The sequence below is a fragment of the Streptomyces sp. NPDC005811 genome, assembly GCF_040630405.1.
GTDB lineage: Bacteria > Actinomycetota > Actinomycetes > Streptomycetales > Streptomycetaceae > Streptomyces.
Genome location: NZ_JBEXXK010000037.1, coordinates 94,806 through 119,726, shown reverse-complemented (window position 1 = coordinate 119,726; position 24,921 = coordinate 94,806). Strand labels below are relative to the sequence as shown.

General features: G+C 69.6%; 21 protein-coding genes. 15 read left to right on the top strand and 6 right to left on the bottom strand.

Annotated features, from left to right (window positions below; all coding sequences use genetic code 11):
- Positions 1-231 precede the first annotated feature (231 nt).
- Positions 232-1,770 (bottom strand): hypothetical protein, encoded by a 1,539-nt coding sequence (locus ABZ490_RS33660; protein ID WP_358998671.1) that lies wholly within the window; start codon positions 1,768-1,770, stop codon positions 232-234.
- Between the two features lie 535 nt (positions 1,771-2,305).
- On the opposite strand from ABZ490_RS33660, the gene ABZ490_RS33655 reads away from it, so the two are divergent.
- Complete coding sequence (locus ABZ490_RS33655) at positions 2,306-3,385, top strand: hypothetical protein (RefSeq protein WP_358998702.1); 1,080 nt, start codon at positions 2,306-2,308, stop codon at positions 3,383-3,385.
- Between the two features lie 83 nt (positions 3,386-3,468).
- Positions 3,469-3,798: a hypothetical protein gene (locus tag ABZ490_RS33650; RefSeq protein ID WP_358998668.1), complete on the top strand. Its 330-nt coding sequence runs from the start codon at positions 3,469-3,471 to the stop codon at positions 3,796-3,798.
- Here the strand turns inward: ABZ490_RS33650 and ABZ490_RS33645 are convergent, their stop codons facing one another.
- Genes ABZ490_RS33645 through ABZ490_RS33630 form a run of 4 tightly spaced genes read right to left on the bottom strand, consistent with a single transcriptional unit; the run spans position 3,799 to position 7,626 of the window.
- A complete protein-coding gene (locus ABZ490_RS33645; RefSeq protein ID WP_358998665.1) occupies positions 3,799-4,563 on the bottom strand; it encodes a succinate dehydrogenase/fumarate reductase iron-sulfur subunit in 765 nt (254 codons plus the stop codon).
- Complete coding sequence (locus ABZ490_RS33640) at positions 4,560-6,440, bottom strand: fumarate reductase/succinate dehydrogenase flavoprotein subunit (RefSeq protein ID WP_358998662.1); 1,881 nt, start codon at positions 6,438-6,440, stop codon at positions 4,560-4,562. The genes ABZ490_RS33645 and ABZ490_RS33640 overlap by 4 nt, the downstream gene beginning before the upstream one ends.
- Positions 6,441-6,457: 17 nt before the next feature.
- A complete protein-coding gene (locus tag ABZ490_RS33635) occupies positions 6,458-7,291 on the bottom strand; it encodes a hypothetical protein (protein WP_358998659.1) in 834 nt (277 codons plus the stop codon).
- A gap of 35 nt (positions 7,292-7,326) precedes the next feature.
- Positions 7,327-7,626, bottom strand: coding sequence for a hypothetical protein (locus ABZ490_RS33630; protein ID WP_340376392.1), 300 nt, complete (start codon positions 7,624-7,626; stop codon positions 7,327-7,329).
- Between the two features lie 295 nt (positions 7,627-7,921).
- Between ABZ490_RS33630 and ABZ490_RS33625 the strand changes: the two genes are divergently transcribed.
- The 9 genes from ABZ490_RS33625 to ABZ490_RS33585 all read left to right on the top strand — a co-directional run bounded on the left by ABZ490_RS33625 (position 7,922) and on the right by ABZ490_RS33585 (position 19,959).
- Positions 7,922-10,159: an ABC transporter family substrate-binding protein gene (locus ABZ490_RS33625; RefSeq protein WP_358998654.1), complete on the top strand. Its 2,238-nt coding sequence runs from the start codon at positions 7,922-7,924 to the stop codon at positions 10,157-10,159.
- A 119-nt stretch (positions 10,160-10,278) separates the two neighbouring features.
- Entirely contained in the window at positions 10,279-10,989 is a 711-nt protein-coding gene (locus ABZ490_RS33620; protein WP_358998651.1) for a hypothetical protein, read from the top strand.
- Between the two features lie 169 nt (positions 10,990-11,158).
- Complete coding sequence (gene typA, locus ABZ490_RS33615; RefSeq protein WP_358998648.1) at positions 11,159-13,066, top strand: translational GTPase TypA; 1,908 nt, start codon at positions 11,159-11,161, stop codon at positions 13,064-13,066.
- Between the two features lie 597 nt (positions 13,067-13,663).
- Entirely contained in the window at positions 13,664-15,289 is a 1,626-nt protein-coding gene (locus ABZ490_RS33610; protein WP_358998645.1) for an ABC transporter substrate-binding protein, read from the top strand.
- A 146-nt stretch (positions 15,290-15,435) separates the two neighbouring features.
- Positions 15,436-16,368, top strand: coding sequence for an ABC transporter permease (locus tag ABZ490_RS33605; protein ID WP_358998642.1), 933 nt, complete (start codon positions 15,436-15,438; stop codon positions 16,366-16,368).
- Entirely contained in the window at positions 16,361-17,302 is a 942-nt protein-coding gene (locus tag ABZ490_RS33600) for an ABC transporter permease (protein ID WP_358998639.1), read from the top strand. The genes ABZ490_RS33605 and ABZ490_RS33600 overlap by 8 nt, the downstream gene beginning before the upstream one ends.
- An 11-nt stretch (positions 17,303-17,313) precedes the next feature.
- A complete protein-coding gene (locus ABZ490_RS33595) occupies positions 17,314-18,366 on the top strand; it encodes an ABC transporter ATP-binding protein (RefSeq protein WP_358998636.1) in 1,053 nt (350 codons plus the stop codon).
- Positions 18,359-19,504 (top strand): dipeptide ABC transporter ATP-binding protein, encoded by a 1,146-nt coding sequence (locus ABZ490_RS33590; protein ID WP_358998633.1) that lies wholly within the window; start codon positions 18,359-18,361, stop codon positions 19,502-19,504. Before ABZ490_RS33595 ends, ABZ490_RS33590 begins: the two co-directional genes overlap by 8 nt.
- A 68-nt stretch (positions 19,505-19,572) precedes the next feature.
- Entirely contained in the window at positions 19,573-19,959 is a 387-nt protein-coding gene (locus ABZ490_RS33585; RefSeq protein ID WP_358998630.1) for a VOC family protein, read from the top strand.
- A 15-nt stretch (positions 19,960-19,974) separates the two neighbouring features.
- Here ABZ490_RS33585 and ABZ490_RS33580 read toward each other — a convergent pair whose 3' ends face one another.
- Positions 19,975-20,514 carry a hypothetical protein gene (locus ABZ490_RS33580; RefSeq protein ID WP_358998627.1) on the bottom strand — a complete coding sequence of 180 codons (540 nt, stop codon included), beginning with the start codon at positions 20,512-20,514 and terminating at the stop codon, positions 19,975-19,977.
- 371 nt (positions 20,515-20,885) lie between these two features.
- Here ABZ490_RS33580 and ABZ490_RS33575 point away from each other — a divergent pair, with 371 nt between their 5' ends.
- The 4 genes from ABZ490_RS33575 (at position 20,886) to ABZ490_RS33560 (ending at position 24,846) form a co-directional block, all read left to right on the top strand.
- Positions 20,886-21,158, top strand: coding sequence for a helix-turn-helix transcriptional regulator (locus ABZ490_RS33575; protein ID WP_358998624.1), 273 nt, complete (start codon positions 20,886-20,888; stop codon positions 21,156-21,158).
- 198 nt (positions 21,159-21,356) lie between these two features.
- Positions 21,357-22,979: an ABC transporter substrate-binding protein gene (locus tag ABZ490_RS33570; protein ID WP_358998621.1), complete on the top strand. Its 1,623-nt coding sequence runs from the start codon at positions 21,357-21,359 to the stop codon at positions 22,977-22,979.
- Between the two features lie 6 nt (positions 22,980-22,985).
- A complete protein-coding gene (locus ABZ490_RS33565) occupies positions 22,986-23,909 on the top strand; it encodes an ABC transporter permease (protein WP_358998618.1) in 924 nt (307 codons plus the stop codon).
- Positions 23,902-24,846 (top strand): ABC transporter permease, encoded by a 945-nt coding sequence (locus ABZ490_RS33560; protein ID WP_358998615.1) that lies wholly within the window; start codon positions 23,902-23,904, stop codon positions 24,844-24,846. Before ABZ490_RS33565 ends, ABZ490_RS33560 begins: the two co-directional genes overlap by 8 nt.
- The last annotated feature ends 75 nt before the right edge of the window (positions 24,847-24,921 follow it).

Genomic DNA, 24,921 nt, shown 5'->3' with positions numbered 1-24,921 from the left:
GAGTCCACATCACTGCCCGTGGTCCGGACGTCTCCCGCGTCCTTCTTCAACGCGGCATGATCCAGCTCCAGTTGGAACAGATTGCCGGTGAACTGCGGAATTTCCTCCGGCTTGATCATGCCTCTCACACCCCCGTGTTGAATCAGATCATCATACAAAGGGGTGCTGACATAGCCTCGGGATCGTCACCAGTTCGCCACAACTGCCCGCTATTTTCACGTTCTTGTGCGCCTAGAGCCCGCCGAAACCCCACGCGGAGCGCTCCCCGCCCTCCTCGGTCGCCGCCTCCCCCGGCAGGATCCCGCCCAGGACCGCCCCGGCGGAGCCGTCCGTCTCCGGCGAACCGGCCGGTGCCGCCGACGCCGGATTGCCGTGCAGTCGTACGTCCCGCTCCGCCAGCTCCCGTGCCTCCAGGGCCAGTTCGTCGGCCCGCTCGATGTCCTCCGGTGCGCCCTCGGCGAGCAGGCGCCTTGCCTCCGCGAGCCGGGTGCGGGCGGTGGCGCCCACCGCACCCCGGTGCGTGGTGACGAAGTCGTCCGCGGCGGCGGTCGAGGCGCGGGCCACGGAGAGCGCGGCGGCCGACAGCACCCCGGCCCGCCCCGAGGCGAGCGGCGCGGTCGCCCGGACGATCCGGCGCAGGGCGCCCAGCGGGTCGTACGGCCGGTTCGACGTCACCTCCTGGCGTACGGAGGCCAGGACGGCGTCGGCGTTGAGGAGACGGGGGTGCGGCTCGTCCTCGCGGACGGTGCGCCGGCGTACCGTCGACAGCTCCGCCTCCGCGCCGGTGAGCGCCGCCGGCACGGTCGCCTCGGCGTCCCGCAGCTCGGCGGCCGTACGGTCGACGCCCTCGACGAAGACGGCCGCCTGGGCCACCGCGGCCTCGGCGGAGTGCAGTTGGCGGGACGCTGCCTCCGTACGGCCCGAGAAGAGTTCCTGGCGGGCCAGGTTGAGCCGGGAGGTCGCGAACAGCAGCCGGTCCTTGGCCTGTTCGACGGCGCCCGTGACGGCGGAGGTGGCGGTGGGGGCGTACCGCTCGGTGAGCGAGGCGAGGAGAGGCTGGGCTGCGGCGGTGTGTCCGGTCAGGTCGCGGAAGCGCGCCTCCGCGTAGGGGAGGGCCCGGTCCGGATCCCGCAGGCGGGTGAAGCCCTCCGCCACCGAGTCCAGCCGGCGGCCCGCCTCCTCGCAGCGGCCGATCATCCCGGCGAGCGCGTGGCGCCGGGGCGCCTCCTCCTCCGGTACGCCGTCGTCGTAGCGCTGCCGCATCCGGAAGGCGGCGGTCAGTTCGCCCTCGGCCTCGCTCAGCGCCCGTGCGAACGGGGCGACGGCCTCCGCACCGAGGAGTCCCCGCGCGAAGACGAGTTCGGCGCGGGCCACGCGGAGCCGGTCGTCGGCGCGGACCAGCGCCGTGCACGCCTCCGCGTCCGGTGCGGCGAGGGACTGCGGCGCCGCGCCCGTGGGCGGGGGCCCGCTCACCCCGCCGGGGGTGGTCCGCTCGCGCGTCCGCCGCACCCGGCGTATGTAGCCGTACGCGGCGACCGCGCCCACCGCGCCGACCGCGACCAGGGGAAGGACGAGGTCGGTGGTGGACGTCTCGTCGTCCTCGGCCGTCCGTGACGGCGGGGAGTCCCGTGGGGAGTGCTCGGCCAGGGCCACGGCGCTCACGACCGGCCGCGGGTCCTTGATCGCAACCGGTGGGTCGTCCCCCGGCGTCATCCCCGGCAACACCAGCCACAGGACCCCGGCCGCACCGCCCAGCACGGCGTGCGCCACCCGCACGGGTATGTGCGATCTGGCCCGCCGCCTGCCTCGATGCATGGATGACGTCACATTTCGGAGCGTATGGCCGTGAATGCGGCCACGCGAGCGGGATACACCCGAGGCGGGACCGGTGGGGCGGGGGACCACGAAAGGGGGAACGGGGATGGACATCGAGGCACCCCAGGGGGAGGAAGAGCACGAGCGGCGGGAGCCGCCGACACCACCCGGACCTTCCGGCCCCGAACCAGATACCGAGCCGGAGACGCGGACGGAGCCCGAGCGGGAGCCCGAACCGGAGTCGCAGCCCGAGCCGAAGCCAGAGACCCATCCGGAGTCGAAGCCGGAGTCGAAGCCGAAGCCGAAGCCGGAGTCGAAGCCGAAGCCGAAGCCGGAGTCGAAGCCGAAGTCAGAGGCCGAGCCCAAGCCCGCGTCGCAGTTACAACCCGAGCCCGAGTCACAGCCCGAGCCCGCCCCCGAGCAAGCCCCTCAACCCGCCCCCGAGCAAGCCCCTCAACCCGCCCCCGAGTCCGCCCCCGAGCAGGCCCCCGTGCAGGCCCCCGAGCCCGCCCGACCTCCGTACCCCCGTCCGCATCCCCGCCCCCGCAGTCTCATCCGTCTCATCCGTCTCGTCCGTCTCGTCCGGACCGGTCTCCTCGTCCTTCTCTCCCTCGTCCTCCTCCCCGTCCTCGTCTCCCAGGCCGCCCTCGGCATCAACGACCTCGGCGACCCGGCCGACGGCACCCGTACCCGCGGCAAGGACGCCTTCTGGCTGGGGCACGCCTGGGTCGACGGGCGCAAGGGGGACGCCGATGTCGCCGCGCTCGCCGAGCGGCTGAGCCGCACCGGGATACGCGATCTGTACGTCCACACCGGTCCCCTCGAACACGACGGGACGTTGCCCGCCTCCGCCTACCCGAGGGCGGCCTGGTTCGTCGCGGCGGTCCACCGGGCGGCACCCGGTGTGCGGGTGCAGGCCTGGCTGGGGGACCGGCTCGCCAGTGAGAGCCCGGACGGGATGCGGCTGGAGCGGGCGGCGACCCGGGCCGCCGTCGTGCGGTCCACCCGGCAGATCCTCGGCGTCGGCTTCGAGGGCGCCCACTTCGACCTGGAGCCCCTGCACTCCGGCGACCGGGACTACCTCGCCCTCCTCGACACCCTGCACGAACTCACCGGCTCGCGCGGCGCCCAACTCTCCGTCGCCGCGCACCAGATCGACCCCCTCCCCGGCTTCCACTCCTTCTGGGGCGCGACCACCGGCCACCCCAAGTGGTGGTCGCAGCGGTTCTTCGGGGAGGTGGCCCGCCGGGTCGACCAGATCGCCGTGATGTCGTACGACACCATGCAGCCGCTGGAGAGCACCTACGGCGGTTACGTCGCCCAGCAGACCTCCCTCGCCCTGGAGGTCACCCCGGCCTCCACCGACCTGCTGATGGGGCTGCCCTTCTACCGGGAGAACCGCTTCGGCCACTGGGCGCACGCCGAGACGGTCGCCGCCGCCGTCCGGGGCGTACGGCTCGGGCTGTCCCGGACCGACGCCGACCGCGGGCGCTTCGGGGTGGCGGCGTACGTGGACTTCACGGCGACGGAGACGGACTGGGCGGCGTACGAGAAGGGCTGGGGGCGGTGAGTCGCCGCGGGCCGGACCGGGCCCGCTGACCCGGGGACGACAGCACCGGCGAAGCTCTTGCGCGTACCGGCGATCCTGGGATCATGACCGTCATGTTCGCGACATTGGTGGGTATCGGGGTCGTCTGCGTGGTGGGCATGGCGGTGCTGGGGCTGGTGGCCGTCGTCGCGGGCTGGACGCCGCGGTTCACCGGCATCGAGGAGCGGCCGAGGCTGTGGGGGGCCGGCGTGCTGCTCAGCGCGTTCGGGCTGACGGCCTTCCTGTTCCTCGGCCCGCTGAACAGCACGCACCACCTGTACCGCGACCTTCCGCTCATCGGCATGGGGCTGAACCTGGCGGGCCTGGCGCTCCAGTCGTACGCCCGGCGCGCCCGGCCCCTGCCCCAGCTGCCGGGGCGGACGACCCCTTCCTGATCAGCGCCGCCGGATCTTCGACCCCAGCCACACCAGCGGGTCGTACTTGCGGTCGACCGCCCGTTCCTTCAGCGGGATCAGCGCGTTGTCGGTGATCTTGATGCCCTCGGGGCACACCTCTGTGCAGCACTTGGTGATGTTGCAGTAGCCGAGGCCGTGTTCGTCCTGAGCCGTCTTCTTGCGGTCCAGGCCGCTGTCCTCCGCCGCGTCCAGCGGGTGCATGTCCAGCTCGGCCACCCGCATCAGGAAACGCGGGCCGGCGAACGCCGTCTTGTTCTCCTCGTGGTCGCGCACCACATGGCAGGTGTCCTGGCACAGGAAGCACTCGATGCACTTGCGGAACTCCTGCGACCGGTCCACGTCCTCCTGGAACATCCGGTACTCGCCCGGCGCGACGCCCTCGGGCGGCACGAACGCCGGGACCTCGCGCGCCTTGTGGTAGTTGAAGCCGACGTCCGTCACCAGGTCGCGGACCACCGGGAAGGCGCGCAGGGGCGTCACGGTGATCGTCTCGGCCCGGTCGAACACCGACATCCGGGTCATGCACATCAGCCGGGGCCGCCCGTTGATCTCCGCCGAGCACGAACCGCACTTGCCCGCCTTGCAGTTCCAGCGGACGGCCAGATCGGGGGCCTGGGTGGCCTGGAGGCGGTGGATGATGTCCAGCACCACCTCGCCGTCGTTGACCTCGACCGCGAAGTCCTCCAGACCCCCGCCGCCGACATCACCCCGCCACACCTTGAAGCGGGCCTCGTAGCTGCTCACTCGTACAGCTCCTCTTCGGCGAGGTACTTGACCAGCTCCTCCTTCTCGAACAGGGCGAGCAGGTCCGGGCGGATGGGATCGGTGGTCTCCCGGGTGAGGCCGACGCCGTTCGCGTCGTCGGTGAGCCGGCACAGCAGGTTGACGTTGCGCCAGGTCCGTTCCATCGTCGGGTGGTCCTCGCGGGTGTGGCCGCCCCGCGACTCGGTGCGCTCCAGGGCCGCGCGGGCCACGCACTCGCTGACCAGCAGCATGTTCCGCAGGTCCAGGGCGAGATGCCAGCCCGGGTTGAACTGGCGGTGGCCCTCGACCCCGGCGCGCGCGGCCCGTACCCGCAGCTCCGCGAGGCGCTCCAGGGCCTGCTCCATCTCGCCCTGCCGGCGGATGATGCCCACCAGGTCGTTCATGGCCTGCTGGAGTTCGTGGTGGAGGGTGTACGGGTTGACCGCGGGGTCGCCCGAGAACGGCTGCAGGGCCTCCTCCTCGGCCACCGCGAGATCCGCGTCGTGCACGGGGGGCCGTACGTCCGCCCCCGCCGCGTACTCGGCCGCGTGCAGCCCCGCCCGGCGGCCGAAGACCAGCAGGTCGGACAGGGAGTTCCCGCCGAGCCGGTTGGAGCCGTGCATCCCGCCGGCCACCTCACCGGCCGCGAACAGCCCCGGTACGCCGCGGGCGGCGGCGGTGTCGGAGTCGACCGCGATGCCGCCCATGACGTAGTGGCAGGTCGGCCCGACCTCCATGGCCTCCGCCGTGATGTCGACGTCGGCCAGCTCCTTGAACTGGTGGTACATCGACGGCAGCCGCCGTTTGATCGTCTCGGCGGGCATCCGGGTGGACACGTCGAGGAAGACACCGCCGTGTGGGGAGCCGCGGCCCGCCTTCACCTCGGCGTTGATCGCGCGGGCCACCTCGTCGCGGGGGAGGAGTTCCGGCGGGCGCCGGTTGTGGTCCGGGTCCTCGTACCAGCGGTCGCCCTCCTCCTCCGACTCGGCGTACTTCTCCTTGAAGACGTCCGGGACGTAGTCGAACATGAACCGCTTGCCCTCGGAGTTGCGCAGCACCCCGCCGTCGCCGCGGACGGACTCCGTGACCAGGATGCCCTTCACCGACGGCGGCCAGACCATCCCGGTCGGGTGGAACTGCACGAACTCCATGTTCAGCAGGGGCGCGCCCGCGAGCAGGGCCAGCGCGTGGCCGTCGCCGGTGTACTCCCACGAGTTCGACGTCACCTTGAAGGACTTGCCGATGCCGCCGGTGGCGATCACCACGGCCGGCGCCTCCAGGACGAAGAAACGGCCGGTCTCGCGTTCGTAGGCGAAGACCCCGCTGACCCGCGAGCCGTCCTTCAGGACCCGGGTCACCGTGCACTCCTGGAAGACCTTCAGCCGGGACTCGTAGTCGCCGGTCTCGCGGAAGTCCTCCTGCTGGAGCGCGACGATCTTCTGCTGGAGGGTGCGGATCAGCTCCAGACCGGTGCGGTCGCCGACGTGCGCGAGGCGCGGGTACTCGTGGCCGCCGAAGTTGCGCTGGGAGATCCGCCCGTCCTTCGTCCGGTCGAAGAGGGCGCCCCAGGTCTCCAGCTCCCACACCCGGTCCGGGGCCTCCTGGGCGTGCAGCTCGGCCATCCGCCACTGGTTGAGGAACTTGCCGCCGCGCATGGTGTCGCGGAAGTGGACCTGCCAGTTGTCGTGCTCGTTGGCGTTGGCCATCGCCGCCGCGATACCGCCCTCGGCCATCACGGTGTGCGCCTTGCCGAACAGGGACTTGCAGATCACGGCCGTACGGGCGCCGCGCTCACGGGCCTCGACGGCGGCGCGCAGTCCCGCGCCGCCCGCGCCCACGACCACGACGTCCCACTGCTGCCGCTCGACCACGGACATCAGAACGCCCCACTCATCTAGAAGAACCTCGGATCGTCGAAGACACCGGACGCGACCAGGTACACGTAGAAGTCGGCGACCGCCACGCTCACCAGCGACGCCCAGGCGAGCTGCATGTGCCGCGCGTTGAGCCTCCCGACGAACTGCCACGCCTTGTAGCGCACGGGGTGCCGGGAGAAGTGCCTGAGCTTGCCGCCCACGATGTGCCGGCAGGAGTGACAGGAGATCGTGTACGCCCAGATCAGCGTGATGTTGACCAGGAAGACCAGGGTGCCGAGGCCCATGTGGCCCCAGCGGTAGTGCTCGTCGCGGAAGGAGAGCACGGTGTCGTAGGTCAGGATCCCGGCGACGACGATCGCGGCGTAGAAGAAGTACCGGTGGATGTTCTGCAGGATCAGCGGGAAGCGGGTCTCACCGGTGTACTTGGTGTGCGGCTCGGCCACCGCGCAGGCCGGGGGCGAGGCCCAGAAGCCCCGGTAGTAGGCCTTGCGGTAGTAGTAGCAGGTCAGGCGGAAGCCCAGCGGGAAGATCAGGATGATGATCGCGGGCGAGATGCCCCACCAGCCGCCGAAGATCTCCGCGTTGGGCCCGGCGTGCATGGGCTTGCAGTTCTCCGCCAGACAGGGGGAGTAGAACGGCGAGACGTACGGCGCCGCGTAGTAGTCGGCGTTCGCGAAGGCCCGCCAGGTCGAGTAGGCGATGAACGCCAGCAGACCGGCGGCGGTGACGGCGGGCGCCAGCCACCAGCGGTCGGTCCGCAGATGGGGGGCGGCGATCGCGGCGCGTCCGGCGCCGCGTACGCCGCCCGGGGGATGGGGTTCTGTGGAGGGAGGTTCCGTACCAGTGGCCAACGCAGGACTCCGGTCGGTGTCGGGTCAGAGGGTTCTCAGGGGGCGTGCCGGTCCCGGGCGCCGAGTCCCTCGTCGTCCGTGTCGATCCACAGGGAGTCGTCGTAGGGGGTGTCCGGGATGGTGAGGAGCTGCTGCTTCTGCGGGACCGGCGGGGCCGTCGGGCCCGCGGCGGTCTCGCGCAGCAGCGCGACGCTCTCCCGGAGGTGGTCGGCGTCGGCGCGGACGCGGCGCATCTCCAGGCCGCCGCTGCCGAGCTGCTGCTCCAGGCGGCCGACGGACCGTGAGAGGTCGTCGAGGCAGCGCTGGACCGTAGTCAGGTCGTCGTGCACGGACATGACGTGACCTCGCTTCCGTGGGCGGCTGTGCCCTGGACGGCAACGTTCATGTGCGCCTGCGAGTGTTGCGCCTCACACCTGTCGGTGTGAAGGCGTGTGCAGCGATTGGCGGATGCGGAGGGGGTGCATTGCTCCGCACGGGTGGGGCTGCGAGCCCCCGCCGCCGTGTCGCCCCCGGCAGGCGAACCCTTTCCTCTTCAGTGAGCCGAAGACCAGACCGTAGATCTGATCAACTCCAAAATACCGCCAAATGTGATCAGAACGCACCGGAAGCGGCTCCCCGGAGGTACCAGAGATGTCGAAGCCCTACGACGGCGTCGGACTGCGCGCGGTCATGCGCTCGGCCGCCTTCCTCGCGGCGGGTGTGCTCGCGGTGCCCCTGCTGGCCGGCTGCGGCGACAGCGACGAGGCCGGAAAGCCGCTGGCCCACCAGGACGTCGCCCCGGCCGCCCGGGCCCTGGTCGCCGACGGGGGCACGCTGCACTGGGCGGTGGACGCGGTCCCGGAGACCTTCAACACCTTCCAGTCGGACGCCGACGCCACGACGACCCGGGTGGCCCAGGCCGTCCTGCCGTCGATGTACCGGATCGACGCGAACGGACGGGCCCGGCGCAACCCCGACTACCTGGAGTCCGCGAAGGTCGTCGACACCGAGCCCAAGCAGGTCGTGCTGTACAAGCTGAACCAGCAGGCGGTGTGGAGCGACGGCCGGGAGATCGGCGCCGCGGACTTCGCCGCCCAGTGGCGCGCCCTGTCGGGCAAGGACAGCGCGTACTGGACCGCGCGCAACGCCGGCTACGACCGCATCGAGAAGATCGAGCGCGGCGACGACGACCTCGAGGTCCGGGTCACCTTCGCCCGCCCCTACTCCGACTGGCAGTCGCTGTTCTCGCCGCTGTACCCGAAGGACGTCATGGGCACGCCCACCTCGTTCAACGACGGGGCGCGGCGCACGCTGAAGGTGACGGCCGGTCCGTTCCTGGTGAAGAAGGTCGACCGCAAGAAGGCCCAGGTCCGGCTCACCCGCAACCCGCGCTGGTGGGGGGAGCCGGCCAAGCTCTCCGAGATCCAGCTCATGGCCGTGCCCCGCACGGAGCGGGCCGCCGCCCTGGCCGCCGGGAAGATCGAGCTGGCCGAGATCGACGCCGCCGACGCACAGCGCATCGAGGGCGCGGCCAAGGGATCGGCGGCCGGGCCGCTCGCCGGACCCGGCGCCGGGCGCACCGCCGCGAAGACCCTGCGCTCCTGGGCGCTCGCGCACGGCTCCGACGAGGAGACGGCGGAGCACGAGACCCAGGCCCGCGCGAAGCTGCGCAAGGCGATCGCGAAGTGGGAGCGCCAGCAGAAGGCGCTGAAGGACTTCGAGGTACGGCGCTCCCTGGAGTCGGCGTACACCCAGCTGGCGCTCAACGGCGCGGACGGCCCGCTCGCGGACGAGCGGGTGCGGCGGGCCGTGGCCCGGGCGCTGGACCGCAAGGTCCTGGCCGAGCTGGTGCTCAAGCCGCTGGGGCTGCCCGCGGTGCCGGTCGGCAGCCATCTCGCGCTCTCCGGGCAGGAGGCGTACGCCGACAACAGCGGGGCGCTCGGCGGCCAGGACACGGAGGAGGCGCAGGCGCTGCTCACGGACGCCGGGTGGGTGGCCGGGGGGCCGGTCAAGGAGGAGAAGAAGGGCGAGAAGGCGGCGGGGGCGAAGGGCGAGAAGGAGGCCTCCGGCGAGAAGGGCGAGAAGGGCGAGAAGGAAGAGTCCGGCGAGGAGGGTTCCGGGGACGACGGGTCCGACGACGAGAAGTCGCAGGGCGGCTCCGAGGGGGCGTACATCGTCGGGGAGGACGACAAGGGTCACGACGCGGACGACCGGCAGCTCGCGCAGGAGGGCACCCAGTACAAGCACCAGCGGCAGGGCGCCCCCGGCGCCTACGCCCCCAAGGGCACCCGCGCCCCGGCGGGAGCCGCCGCCGGGGCGCTGGCCAAGGACGGCAAGGCGCTGTCGCTGCGGTTCGTGGTGCCGTCCGGGGCGGGCTCGGAGCCGCTGCGTACGGTCGCCGCGCGGATCACGAAGATGCTGGGCAAGGTCGGCATCCGCACGGAGACCGTCAAGGTCCCGGACGAGAGCTACTTCAAGGACCACATCGCCTCCGGCGAGTACGACCTCGCGCTCTACTCCTGGCCCGCGACCGCGTTCCCGGCCACCGACGCCCGCCCGATCTACGCCAAGCCCGTGCCGGCCGCCGACGGCTCGCTGAGCGTCGAGCAGAACTACACCCGCGTCGGCACCGACCAGGTCGACCAGCTCTTCGACCGCGCGAGCACCACCCTGGACGCCGACGAGGAGCGCTCCCTGATCCGCAAGGCGGACTCCCGCATCTGGGCGGCGGCCGCCTCGATCCCCCTCTACCAGCGCCCCCAGCTCACCGCCGCCCGCAAGAACGTCGTCAACGCGGGCGCCTTCGGCTTCCAGACGCCGGTCTACGAGGACATGGGCTTCCTGAAGAAGGGCGCCCAGGTGCCGCCGAGCCCGTCGGCGAGCGACTGAAGCAAGAGCGACTGAAACAAGCACGTCACAGCATGATCAGATGATCTCCATGGCGCTTGCCCAGGTGGCCGCCCCCTCCGCACCATGAGGAGGCGTACACACGACGGGGGGAGCCGGAGATGTGGGGAATCGCAGTGCGGCACCGGGCGGCGGCTGCGGGGGCGGCTGTGCTGGCCCTGGCGGCGGGCCTGACGGCCTGCACCGGCGGATCGGACGACGACGGCGAGAGCCGTACGCCGGGCGCGGTCACCGCGAGCCCGGTGGCCGGCCGGCAGGCGTGCACGAACGGGACGTACACCTGGACGAACGTCGGACAGACGAAACGGATGACCGGGATCACCCGGCCGGAGCCGCTCGGCAAGGGCGGCGGCAGCCTGACGTACCAGCTGAGCCGGGTGTACACCCCGCACCAGTCGGTCGAGGGCTCGGGCCCGGCCCTGTCCTCGGCCGAGGTCCTGTACGCGCTCGGCAAGAAGACCGGCGTGATCGACTCCGACGTGGCGACCCTGGCGGAGGACGACGGGATGACGTACTCCTTCACGGACGTGACCGCGAAGGCGCCCGCGCTCAATCCGGGGGTGACGGATTCGGTCGGCGGTGCCGGACGGATCGTCCAGTACGCCTACGTCGTCGAGGTCGCGGGTGACTTCCGCTACTCCTGTGCGGACGGCGGGGACGTCCTCGGGCACGCGGTGGGCTGGAAGATCGACGGGCACGGGATCATCGACTGCGACCACTCCATCGACGGCCCCGCAGGTGACACCGCCCTCGCCCGGTCCGCCGCCGTACTCGCCTGCACCCCCGGTTCGGCCGCCCTGAAGACCGCCTGATCCGCCGCCCGGTATCCGTCTCCGCGGGGCGCTCCGGTGCCCTGCGGAGGCCGACCCCCTCCGGGCCCCGTACCATGGGGTGAGGCCGTGGCATGTCAAGCCCGGCAGGGCCCGCGTCACACAGACGTACACGACGGGCCTTCCTCACACTCCGGGAGAACGCCGCTTTATGGCCACGCGCCACGACATCCGCAACGTCGCCATCGTCGCCCACGTCGACCACGGCAAGACGACCCTCGTCGACGCCATGCTGAAGCAGGCCGGTGCCTTCGCGGCGCATGCGGCCGAATCGCTCGACGACCGAATGATGGACTCGAACGACCTGGAGCGTGAGAAGGGCATCACGATCCTGGCCAAGAACACGGCCGTGAAGTACCACCCGAAGGATGGCGGCGACGTCATCACCATCAACATCATCGACACCCCGGGCCACGCCGACTTCGGTGGCGAGGTCGAGCGCGGTCTGTCGATGGTGGACGCGGTGGTGCTGCTCGTCGACGCCTCCGAGGGCCCGCTGCCGCAGACCCGGTTCGTGCTCCGCAAGGCGCTCCAGCAGCGCCTGCCCGTCATCCTGTGCATCAACAAGACGGACCGCCCGGACTCGCGCATCGACGAGGTCGTCAACGAGACCTACGACCTCTTCCTCGACCTGGACGCCGACGAGGACCAGATCGAGTTCCCGATCGTCTACGCGTGCGCGCGGGACGGCGTGGCCTCGCTGACCAAGCCGGCGGACGGCACCGTTCCGGCCGACAGCGACAGCCTGGAGCCGTTCTTCTCCACGATCCTCTCCCACGTCCCGGCCCCGGAGTACGACGAGGCGGCCCCGCTCCAGGCGCACGTCACCAACCTGGACGCCGACAACTTCCTCGGCCGTATCGCGCTGCTCCGCGTCGAGCAGGGCGAGCTGCGCAAGGGCCAGACCGTCACCTGGATCAAGCGTGACGGCACGATGGCGAACGTCCGCATCACCGAGCTGCTGATGACCGAGGCGCTCACCCGCAAGCCTGCCGAGAAGGCCGGCCCGGGCGACATCTGCGCCGTCGCCGGTATCTCGGACATCATGATCGGCGAGACCCTCGCCGACACCGAGAACCCGATCCCGCTGCCGCTGATCACGGTCGACGAGCCGGCGATCTCGATGGTCATCGGTACGAACACCTCGCCGATGGTCGGTCGCGGCGGCTCCGGCAAGGGCGCCGACGCGAAGGCCGCCGTCAAGGACCGCAAGGTCACCGCCCGCCAGGTCAAGGACCGCCTCGACCGCGAGCTGATCGGCAACGTCTCCCTGCGGGTGCTCGACACCGAGCGTCCGGACGCCTGGGAGGTCCAGGGCCGTGGTGAGCTGGCGCTCGCCATCCTGGTCGAGCAGATGCGCCGTGAGGGCTTCGAGCTGACCATCGGCAAGCCGCAGGTCGTCACGAAGGAGGTCGACGGCAAGACGTACGAGCCGGTCGAGCGCATGACGATCGACGTGCCCGAGGAGCACATGGGCGCGGTCACGCAGCTCATGGGCGTCCGCAAGGGCCGGATGGACAACATGTCCAACCACGGCTCGGGCTGGGTCCGCATGGAGTTCGTCGTGCCGTCCCGCGGTCTCATCGGCTTCCGTACCGAGTTCCTGACGCAGACCCGCGGCACGGGCATCGGGCACTCCATCCACGAGGGCCACGAGCCCTGGTTCGGCGTCCTCCAGACCCGTAACAACGGCTCGCTGGTCGCCGACCGCTCCGGTTCCGTCACCGCCTTCGCGATGACGAACCTCCAGGAGCGCGGCGTGCTGTTCACGGACCCCGGCACCGAGGTGTACGAGGGCATGATCGTCGGTGAGAACTCCCGCTCCGACGACATGGACGTCAACATCACCAAGGAGAAGAAGCTCACGAACATGCGGTCGTCCTCGGCCGACTCGTTCGAGGCCATCGTGCCGCCGCGCAAGCTCTCCCTGGAGCAGTCGCTGGAGTTCTGCCGTGACGACGAGTGCGTCGAGGTGACCCCGGAGGCCGTCCGCATCCGCAAGGTGGTCCTGGACGCCCGCGAGCGCGCCCGTACCGCCAGCCGCGCCAAGCACGGCTGACCCACCCCGTAACGAGCGAGCCAGGTCCCGCGCCGCGGGGCCTGGCTCACTTGTTGAACACAGTTTTTACTCCGAGGGGACATAGGGATAACCCTTTGATCGCGTGCGGAACCGCCCGCAAGGGGTCGATCGGTATTAGCCTCGGATGTGTGTGCAGTGTGCGCACTGCGGGTGCGGTCTCGGCGAACGCCCTTGCGGGGATGCCCCGTTGAGGACGGTGGACATGCCAAGCGGACCCCCGCACAGTGGCCACGGTAGCCGCAACTGGTTTTTCGCTCCCCCGCGTCCGGAATGCGGACACTCATCGTCGATAGATGTGTAACAAGTCCGTTTCGCAGGGATCTTCCCTCTATCCCTTTGTCCGGATTTTGGAAGATGTAGCAGCGAGGTGTGATCGAACCGAGACCTTGACGGTGTGGTTCGGTCTTCGCTGATGGCAGATAGTTAGGCGCGTAGAGCTCGGAGGACGGGTCAGGCGCCGACAGGCGGCGCAGGCTCGCGAGCGCTGGGGGCACCGACCATTTTCAGGCACCGGCAACGGTGTTGTGTCGTGTGCTGCCCTGTGCAGTGAACCAATGGATTCTTGAGGAGGAACCCATGCGCGGTGCGAGGAGTGCCAAGTGGGTCGCGATGGCCGCAGTTGTGGCACTGGGAGCGACCGCCTGTGGTGGTGGCGACGGCGACAGCAAGGGCGACAGTAAGGCCGCCATCGACCCGAACGGCACGTTCACGGTCGAGTCCGGTGAGCCGCAGAACCCGCTGCAGCCCGCCAACACGATGGAGTCCTACGGCAGCATCGTGATCAAGTCGCTGTTCACCGGTCTGGTGGACTACGACAGCGACGGCAAGATCGTCAACATGAACGCCGAGTCGGTCGACACCACCGACAGCAAGACCTACACGGTCAAGCTGAAGGCCGGCTGGAAGTTCCACGACGGCACCCCGGTCACCGCCGAGTCCTACGTCAAGGCCTGGAACTGGGCCGCCAACCCGGAGAACAAGCAGACCAACAGCTTCTGGTTCTCCGACATAGCGGGCTACGACGAGGTCGCGCCCGCCTCGGGCAAGCCCAAGGCCACCGAGCTCTCCGGTCTGAAGGTCGTCGACGACAACACCTTCACCATCACGCTCACCAAGGCGATCCCGTACTTCGTCTACAAGCTCGGCTACGAGGTCTTCTCGCCGCTGCCCGAGTCCTTCTTCAAGGACCCGAAGGCCGCCGGTGAGAAGCCGGTCGGCAACGGTCCCTACCAGTTCGTGAGCTGGGACCACAAGAAGGCCATCACGGTCAAGAAGTTCGCCGGCTACAAGGGCTCCAACGCGGCGAAGAACGGTGGTGTGGTCTTCAAGAACTACTCCACCCTCGAGACCGCCTACGAGGACCTGAAGTCCGGCAACCTGGACGTCATCACCCAGGTCGCCCCGAAGGACCTGCCGGTCTACAAGCAGGACCTCGGCGACCGCGCGGTCGACCAGGCGTACTCCGCCATCCAGACGATCGCCCCGGCCTTCTACACGAAGCAGTGGAAGGACATCAACCCGAAGGTCCTCCAGGGCCTGTCGATGGCGATCGACCGCGACACCATCACCAAGACCGTGCTCCAGGGCACCCGTGAGCCCGCCACCGGCTGGGTCGCGAAGGGCGTCCTCGGCTACCAGGCCGACGCCGCGGGTGACGTCACGAAGTACGACCCGACCAAGGCCAAGGCGCTCATCAAGGAGGGTGGCGGCGTTCCCGGCAACGCGATCACCATCCAGTACAACACCGACGGCGGTCACAAGGAGTGGGTGGAGGCCGTCTGCAACTCCATCACCAACGCCACCGGTGTGAAGTGCAGCACGGACCCGAAGGCCGACTTCCAGGCCGACCTCAAGGCCCGTGACGCCAAGGAGGTCAAGTCCCTGTACCGCTCCGGCTGGGTGCTGGACTTCCCGATGAACGCCAACTTCATCCGTGACCTCTTCGGCTCGAAGTCGGACGGCAACCAGAGCGGCTTCTCCAACAAGACGATCGACGACGAGATCGCCGCCGCCGACAGCGCCACCACGCTGGACGACTCGGTCGCGAAGTACCAGGCGATCGAGAAGCAGCTCCCGAACTACATGCCGAGCATTCCGCTCTGGTACTACAAGGTCAACGCGGGCTACTCGGAGAAGGTCTCGGGCGTCAAGTTCGCCCAGGACGGAGACCCGATCCTGACCGGCGTCCAGGTCAAGAAGTAACCGCAGACAGCCCGTTGCCCCGGGGCGCGCACGCCGCGCCCCGGGCAGCAGCGGAAGCGGCCGGGGGGCCCTTTCCACACGCATCGTGAAACGGTGCGCGGGGAAAGGGCCCGCCTGCTGCCGCTGTGACTTTTTATGGAGGCACGATGGGGCGCTATGTCGCACGACGACTGCTCCAGATGATCCCGGTCTTCATCGGGACAACCCTGCTGATCTTTCTCATGGTCTACGCCCTGCCCGGCGACCCCGTGCGAGGGCTGTTCGGCGACAAGGGCGGCAGCCCGCAGGTGATCGCCGCCCTCAAGCACCAGTACGGCCTCGACCAGCCGATCCTCGTGCAGTACTGGGAGTACATGAAGGGCATCGTCCTGCACGGTGACTTCGGTACGCAGATCGCCAGCGGCCGGCCCGTCACCGACGTGCTCGGCGACGCGTTCCCGGTGACCCTGCGCCTCGGCGGATTCGCGTTCGTCCTGGAGCTCGTCATCGGCATCGCCCTCGGCGTGTACGCGGGCCTGCGCGCCGGACGCGCCGCGGACACCGCGGTGCTGCTGGTCACGCTGCTGCTGATCTCGGTGCCGGTGTTCGTCCTCGGCTTCATCCTCAAGTGGATCTTCGCCGACGAACTCAACTGGCTGGAACCGAACGTCAACGACGCGACGAACTACGGTCAGTTGCTGATGCCGGCGATTGTGCTGGCCACGGCGTCACTCGCCTATGTGTCCCGGCTGACCCGTACGTCGATCGCCGAGAACATGCGGGCCGACTACGTCCGTACGGCCATCGCCAAGGGCCTGCCCCGGCGCCGCGTGGTCGGCGTCCACCTGATGCGCAACTCGATGATCCCCGTGGTCACCTACCTCGGCACGGACATCGGCGCCCTGCTCGGCGGAGCCGTCGTCACCGAGGGCATCTTCAACATCCAGGGCATCGGCGGCACGATCTACCAGTCGATCATCCGCCGGGAAGGCACCACCCTCGTGGGTCTGGTGACCATCCTCGTCCTCGTCTATCTCGTCGCCAGCCTCCTTGTCGACCTGCTCTACGCGGTCCTTGACCCGAGGATTCGCTATGCCTGACATGACCAAATCCGAGACCGTCACCGCGCCGGACACCGCCGTCGCCGATGCCGCCCCTCAGCCGGTCAAGGCCGAGAAGGTCCGCAGCCTGTGGGGCGACGCCTGGCAGGACCTGCGCCGCAACAAGATCTTCATCGTCTCCGCGATCCTGATCCTGCTGCTGCTGACGATCACCTTCTTCCCCGGCTGGTTCACCAGCGCCAACCCGACCTACGGCGACCTGTCCAAGCACTTCCTCCAGAAGCCGCAGCTCGGGAAGCTCTTCTCGCCCGAGTGGCTGGGCTACGACCAGCAGGGCCGCAGCGTCTACGCCCGGCTCATCTACGGCGCCCGGGCCTCCATCGCCGTCGGCTTCGGCACCACGATCGTGGTGACCGTCGTGGGCGGTCTGGTCGGCATGATCGCCGGCTACTTCGGCGGGATCGTCGACTCGATCCTGTCCCGGCTCGTGGACGTGTTCTTCGGCATCCCGTTCCTGCTGGGCACCATGGTCGTCCTCAACTCCTTCCCGGAGCGCACGGCCTGGGTCGTCATCGGCGCCCTGGGCTTCTTCGGCTGGACCCAGCTGGCCCGTGTGATGCGCGGCGCGGTGATCACCACCAAGCAGTCCGACTACGTCCAGGCGGCCAAGGCGCTGGGTGCGAGCACCCCGCGCATCCTGTTCCGGCACATCCTGCCGAACACCCTGGCCCCGGTGATCGTCGTCGCGACCATCTCGCTCGGTGTCTACATCGGCTCCGAGGCCACGCTGTCCTTCCTGGGCCTCGGCCTGAACGGCGTGTCCTGGGGCAACGACATCTCCGACGGCGGCAACCAGATCCGAGTGGCGCAGTGGATCATGCTGTACCCCTCGATCATGCTCACCATCACGGTGCTGGCGTTCATCATGCTCGGTGAAGCGGTACGCAACGCCCTTGACCCGAAGACGCGCTGAGGGAGGCGTACGTGACCATCATCGAAGAAACCGCACCGGTGCCGGCGCCCCGCGAGGGTGACGACGGGCCGCTGCTCGAAGTGCGTGACCTGCACGTCGAGTTCGCCACCCGCGAGGGTGTCGTCCGGGCCGTCAACGGCGTGGACTACAGCGTGAAGGCCGGCGAGACCCTCGCCGTCCTCGGCGAGTCCGGCTCCGGCAAGTCCGTGACCGCGCAGGCGATCATGGGCATCCTCGACATGCCGCCGGCCCGGATCCCGCAGGGCGAGATCCTCTTCCGCGGCCAGGACATGCTGAAGATGTCCGCCGAGGAGCGCCGGCGCATCCGCGGCCGGCGGATCGCCATGATCTTCCAGGACGCGCTCAGCTCGCTCAACCCCGTGCTCTCCGTCGGCTACCAGCTCGGCGAGATGTTCCGGGTGCACCAGGGCCTCTCCAAGAAGGAGGCCAGGACCAAGTCGATCGAGCTGATGGACAAGGTCAAGATCCCGGCCGCCGCGGCCCGGGTGGACGACTACCCGCACCAGTTCTCCGGCGGCATGCGCCAGCGCATCATGATCGCCATGGCGCTGGCCCTGGAGCCGGACCTGATCATCGCCGACGAGCCCACCACGGCCCTCGACGTGACGGTCCAGGCCCAGGTCATGGATCTGCTCGCGGAGCTCCAGCGCGAGTACAACATGGGTCTGATCCTGATCACCCACGACCTCGGCGTGGTCGCCGACGTCGCGGACAAGATCGCCGTGATGTACGCGGGCCGGATCGTGGAGCGCGCCCCCGTGCACGAGCTCTACAAGCGCCCCGCGCACCCCTACACGCGCGGTCTGCTGGACTCGATCCCGCGCCTGGACCAGAAGGGCCAGGAGCTGTTCGCGATCAAGGGGCTGCCGCCCAACCTGCTGCGGGTCCCCACCGGCTGCGCCTTCAACCCGCGCTGCCCCAAGGCACAGGACATCTGCCGCACGGACATCCCGGCCCTGGTGCCGGTGACCGAGCAGGACGGGACCGAACTGGTCGGCCGGGGTTCGGCGTGCCACTTCTGGAAGGAGACGATCCATGGCTGAGCTCAGCAAGAACGACGGGCAGGAGACCACGCCGAACGTCTCCGAGGTGGAGACCGCCGACGTCCACTCCGAGTCGGAGGCGGTCGCCGCCATCGAGGCGCCGGTGGACCGCGGTGAGCCGATCCTCCAGGTGCGCAACCTGGTGAAGCACTTCCCGCTCACCCAGGGCATCCTGTTCAAGAAGCAGATCGGCGCGGTCAAGGCCGTCGACGGGGTCTCCTTCGACCTGTACCAGGGCGAGACCCTGGGCATCGTGGGCGAGTCCGGCTGCGGCAAGTCCACGGTCGCCAAGCTGCTGATGAACCTGGAGCGGGCCACCGCCGGCGAGATCTTCTACAAGGGCCAGGACATCACCAAGCTGTCCGGGCGCGCGCTGAAGGCGGTCCGCCGCAACATCCAGATGGTGTTCCAGGACCCGTACACCTCGCTCAACCCGAGGATGACGGTCGGCGACATCATCGGCGAGCCCTTCGACATCCACCCGGAGGTGGCCCCGAAGGGGGACCGGCGCCGGAAGGTCCAGGAGCTCCTGGACGTCGTGGGTCTGAACCCGGAGTACATCAACCGCTACCCGCACCAGTTCTCGGGCGGTCAGCGCCAGCGCATCGGCATCGCCCGCGGCCTGGCCCTCAACCCCGAGATCATCATCTGCGACGAGCCGGTCTCCGCGCTGGACGTGTCCGTCCAGGCCCAGGTCATCAACCTGATGGAGCGACTGCAGGACGAGTTCAACCTCTCCTACATCTTCATCGCGCACGACCTGTCGATCGTCCGGCACATCTCGGACCGCGTCGGTGTGATGTACCTCGGCAAGATCGCCGAGATCGGCTCCGACGAGCAGATCTACGACCACCCGACGCACCCCTACACCCAGGCGCTGCTGTCGGCGGTCCCGGTCCCGGACCCGGAGGCCCGTGAGGGCCGCGACCGGATCATCCTCACCGGTGACGTCCCCTCGCCGGCGAACCCGCCGTCCGGCTGCCGCTTCCGCACCCGGTGCTGGAAGGCGCAGGACAAGTGCTCGACCGAGGTCCCGGTGCTCGCCGTACCGGAGCGCTTCCGGGGCGAGGACACCCCGGCGGCCCATGAGTCGGCCTGCCACTTCGCCGAGGAGAAGGACGTCGTGCACGCCGCGTGACGAACCCACGAAGCCCGGCACCTCACGCGGAGGTGCCGGGCTTTCGTGCTGTCCCGGAAAGGACGCCGATGCTTCATCACATCGAACTGTGGGTCCCGGACCTGGCCAGAGCGGCCCACGAGTGGGGCTGGCTGCTGGGGAGGCTCGGCTACGAGCCGTACCAGGAGTGGGACCGAGGCCGCAGCTGGCGCCAAGGGGACCTCTACCTGGTCGTGGAGGAGTCCCCCGCGCTGCGGGCGGGCACCGGCCACGACCGGCTGCGCCCGGGCCTCAACCACCTGGCGTTCCACGCTGGAAGCCGGGCGCAGGTCGACGCGCTGGCCCGCGAGGCCCCGTCCCACGGCTGGACCCCGCTCTTCCCGGACCGCTACCCGCACGCGGGCGGCCCCGACCACTACGCCGCCTACCTGGAGAACACGGACGGATTCGAGACCGAGCTGGTCGCCGGCCCCTGAGCCGCCGTCACCCCGCTACTTCCACTCCAGGCCCCAGACGTTGGCGTCCGCCTTCACCGGGGCGACGAACCACTTCGACCACTTGGTGGTCTCGTGGTACTTGCAGTGGCCGTCGTAGTAGTACGAGTACTTCGTGGCCTTGAACTTCTTCGACTCGTGGAACATCGTCATGCGGACCTTGGTCTTGCCCGCCTTGTTCTTCGCCGGGATCGAGTAGCTCCAGCTGTTCGACTTCGACCAGGACTTGCCGACGGTCACGCTGAACGAGGTGCTCGCCTTGGCGAAGATGACCCCGGCCTCGGCCTCCACCCCGGCGGTGCCGCTCGCGCTCACCGTGGCCGTCCTGGTGTGGTTGTAGGTGAGGGTGCCGCCGAGGTTGTCGTACATCCACTCGCTGTGCAGGTTGGTCGGCCTGCTCACCGTGGACTTGTTGGTGATGTGGTAGCCCGTCCCGGGGCTCGGGGCACACGCGGCGGAGGCCGGGGCGGCCACACCGGTCACGATCCCGCCGGCCACGACGGCCGTGGTCACCAGGGCACTTGAGATTCTCAGCACGAACGATTCCCCCTTCAGGAACGCTGCGCCCACCGGGAGCGCGCCGTCAGATTGGCCGCGCACGGACAAGGCTGCAAACGGGTTGCGGGGTGCCGGGACACGCCCATGCACCGCACGGCATTGACAGCCCGGGCCGCCACCGGGCAAAGCGTGCGTACGGGAAGTCGCCGCAGGTCGGAGCGGGCCGAATTGGCCCTCTCCGCACGGAAGGTCGTTATCGCATCGCCTGTATGAAGTGAGCAGCGTCTCACCGCACGGCCTCATGCGCTTTGCGGTATGAAAGGCGCCCTCAAGACTTCCCCAAGCCAGGAACCGCACGGCGCGCCCCTCGAGTCCTGATCCTTGGTCAGACACAAACGGGGAGTGACGAATTGTTGGTTGCAGCGGAACGCAGAGCCGGTGCTGTCGGACGTCCCTTCGGGGCGGCCGTGCGGGCCCGGCGGCTGGAGCTGGGGCTCACCCAGGAGCGCCTCGCGACCGAGGCGGGCATGACCCAGGGCGCGCTGTCGCGCATGGAGTGCGGCCGCGGGGTGCCGACCCTGCCGCTGCTGGAGCGGCTGGCGGCGGCCCTGTCGTCGAACCTGCTGATCTCCATGTCACCGCACGGCGGCGTACACGTGGTCTTCAAGGCCGTACCGCACTAGGCCGTGTCCCGCGCCGGGCCGTCCCGCGCCGGGCACCCCCCCGAACGGCTCAGCCGAGCCGTTCGGGGTCCTCCTTCTGACGCCCCTTCGCACCCGTACGGGTGGGGTGAACGTGCACGGAAACCACCATGTGCCGATATTGGCTGGTAAAGGATCAAGGCACTCCTGGGTCCGGCGCCAGTCAAGAGGAGGCACTCCATGCGAGGAGCCACGCAAGCCAGGTGGGCCGTGTGCGCGGCGGCGGCCCTGCTCGCGACGGCGGCCTGCGGCGGCGGGGGGAGCGGCGGCGACACGAGCGAGGTCCTCACCTCGTCCTGGGGCGACCCGCAGAACCCGCTGGAGCCCGCCAACACCAACGAGGTGCAGGGCGGCAAGGTCCTCGACATGATCTTCCGCGGCCTGAAGCGGTACGACCCCGAGACCGCCCAGGCGCAGAACATGCTGGCGCAGAGCATCGAGACACCGGACTCGCAGAACTTCACGGTCACCCTGAAGGACGGCTGGACGTTCAGCGACGGCGAGAAGGTGACCGCGCGCTCCTTCGTCGACGCCTGGAACTACGGGGCGAGCCTGAAGAACGCGCAGAAAGCGGCCGAGTTCTTCAAGTACATCGAGGGCTACGACCGGATCCACCCGGAGACGGGGAAGCAGAGCGCCGACACCCTGTCCGGACTGAAGGTCGTCGACGCCCGCACCTTCACCGTGCGCCTCAGCCAGAAGTTCTCCTCCTTCCCCGACACCCTCGGCTACGCCGTCTTCTCGCCGCTGCCCCGGGCGTTCTTCGACGACCACGAGGCCTGGCTGAAGAAGCCCGTCGGCAACGGGCCCTACACGATCGCCTCGTACACCCGGGGCGCCCAGATGAACCTGGTCCGCCGGGCCGACTACCCCGGCCCGGACAAGGCCCGCAACGGCGGGGTCACCCTGAAGGTCTACACCGACCCCAACACCGCCTACACCGACCTGCTGGCCGGCAACCTCGACCTCACCGACGACGTGCCCGCCGCCCAGCTCAAGAACGCCCCCGGCGACCTCGGCGGCCGCTACCTCAACCAGCCCGCCGGGATCATCCAGACGATCGCCTTCCCCTACTACGACAAGGAGTGGGCCAAGCCCGGCATGGACAAGGTCCGCAAGGGGCTGTCCATGGCCATCGACCGGGACCGGATCACCAGGACGATCTACCGGAGCACCCGGGTCCCGGCGACGGACTGGACCTCACCGGTCCTCGGGATCAAGGGCGGCGACAGCAAGGGGCTGTGCGGCGAGTGGTGCACCTACGACCCCGCCCGGGCCAAGGAGCTGATCCAGGAGGGCGGGGGGCTGCCCGGCGGACAGGTGCGGATCACGTACAACGCGGACGCCGGCTCGCACAAGCAGTGGGTGGACGCCGTCTGCAACTCCATCAACAACGTCCTCGGCGACGACCGGGCCTGCGCCGGCAGCCCCATCGGCACGTTCGCGGACTACCGCGACAAGACCACCCGGCAGAAGCTGAGCGGCCCCTTCCGGGCCGGCTGGCAGATGGACTACCCGCTCATCCAGAACTTCCTCCAGCCGCTCTACTACACCAACGCCCCCTCCAACGACGGCAAGTGGTCCAACAAGGAGTTCGACCGGCTCGTCGACCAGGCCAACGCCGAGACCGACCCGGCGAAGGCCGTGGCGCTGTTCCAGCAGGCCGAGGGGGTCGTCCGGGACGACATGGCCGCCATCCCGCTCTGGTACCAGAACGGCACGGGCGGCTACGGGGAACGCCTCACCGACGTCCGGCTCAACCCGTTCTCCGTCCCCGTCTACACCGACATCAAGGTCGGCTGACCCGGCATGGGGCGGTACGTCGTACGGCGACTGCTGCAGATGGTGCCCGTGTTCCTCGGAGCGACGCTACTGATCTTCCTCATGGTGAACGTGATGGGCGACCCCGTCGCGGGCCTGTGCGGCGAGCGGCAGTGCGACGCGGCGACGACCGCGCAGCTCAAGCAGGAGTTCGGCCTCGACCGGCCCGTCTGGCAGCAGTACCTGACGTACATGGGGAACGTCTTCACCGGCGACTTCGGTACGGCGTTCAACGGCCAGCCGGTCACCGAGCTGATGGCGACGGCCTTCCCCGTCACCGCACGCCTCACGCTCGTCGCGATCCTCTTCGAGATCGTCATCGGGATCACCCTCGGCGTGCTCACCGGGATGCGCCGGGGCCGCCCCGTCGACACCGGGGTGCTCCTGGCCACCCTCGTGGTGATCTCCGTACCCACCTTCGTCACCGGTCTGCTGCTCCAGCTGCTGCTCGGCGTCGAGTGGGGCTGGATCAGGCCGTCCGTCTCCCCGGACGCCGCCTTCGGCGAACTCCTCGTCCCCGGCCTGGTCCTGGCCTCGGTCTCGCTCGCCTACGTCACCCGGCTGACCCGGACCTCGATCGCCGAGAACCGGCGCTCCGACTACGTCCGCACGGCCGTCGCCAAGGGGCTGCCGCGCCGGCGGGTCGTCACCCGCCACCTCCTGCGCAACTCCCTCATCCCCGTCGTCACCTTCATCGGCGCGGACATCGGGTTCCTGATGGGCGGCGCCATCGTCACCGAGCGGATCTTCAACATCCACGGCGTCGGCTACCAGCTCTACCAGGGGATCCTCCGCCAGAACACCCAGACGGTCGTCGGCTTCGTCACCGTGCTCGTCCTGGTCTTCCTCGTCACCAATCTGCTCGTCGACCTCCTGTACGCCGTACTCGACCCGAGGATCCGCTATGCCTGAACTGGAGCCGGAGAGCGAGATCGCGGCGCCCGGGCTGACGGTGGGGGAGCCGCTGCCGCTGGAGAAGGCCCCGGCAGCCGGCTCGACGGGCCGACCCCGCTCCCTCTGGTCCGACGCCTGGCGCGACCTGCGCCGCAACCCGGTCTTCCTGGCCTCCGCCCTGATCATCCTCTTCCTGCTCTTCATCTCCCTGTGGCCCTCGGCCCTCACCTGGGAGAGCCCCCTGAAGTGCGACCTCGCCCACGCGCAGGAGGGCTCGGGACCGGGTCACCCCTTCGGTTACGACGGCCAGGGCTGCGACGTCTACACGCGCACGGTCTACGGCGCCCGTACGTCCGTCACGGTCGGCGTCCTCGCCACCCTCGGGGTCGCCGTCCTCGGCAGCGTCCTCGGCGGTCTCGCCGGGTTCTTCGGCGGCGCCGGCGACGCGGTCCTCTCCCGTGTCACCGACGTCTTCTTCGCGATCCCCGTGGTCCTCGGCGGGCTGGTGCTGCTCTCCGTGGTCGGCAGCGACACCGTCTGGCCGGTCATCGGGTTCATGGTGCTGCTCGGCTGGCCCCAGATCTCCCGGATCGCCCGCGGCTCGGTGATCACCGCGAAACAGCACGACTACGTCCAGGCGGCCCGCGCCCTCGGCGCCTCCTCCTCCCGCATCCTCCTGCGCCACATCGCCCCGAACGCGGTGGCCCCCGTGATCGTCGTCGCGACCATCGCCCTGGGCACGTACATCGCCCTGGAGGCGACGCTCTCCTACCTCGGCGTGGGTCTGAGGCCGCCCACGGTCTCCTGGGGCATCGACATCTCCGCCGCCTCGCCCTACGTCCGCAACGCCCCCCACGCCCTCCTGTGGCCCTCCGGCGCCCTCGCCCTGACGGTCCTGGCCTTCATCATGCTCGGCGACGCCATCCGCGACGCCCTCGACCCAAAGCTGAGGTGACGGAGCGATGCGCAGGGAAGCGGCCCCGGCCGCCATCGTCCCCGGCGACGCGGCCGCGCGTCGCCCCGACCGGAA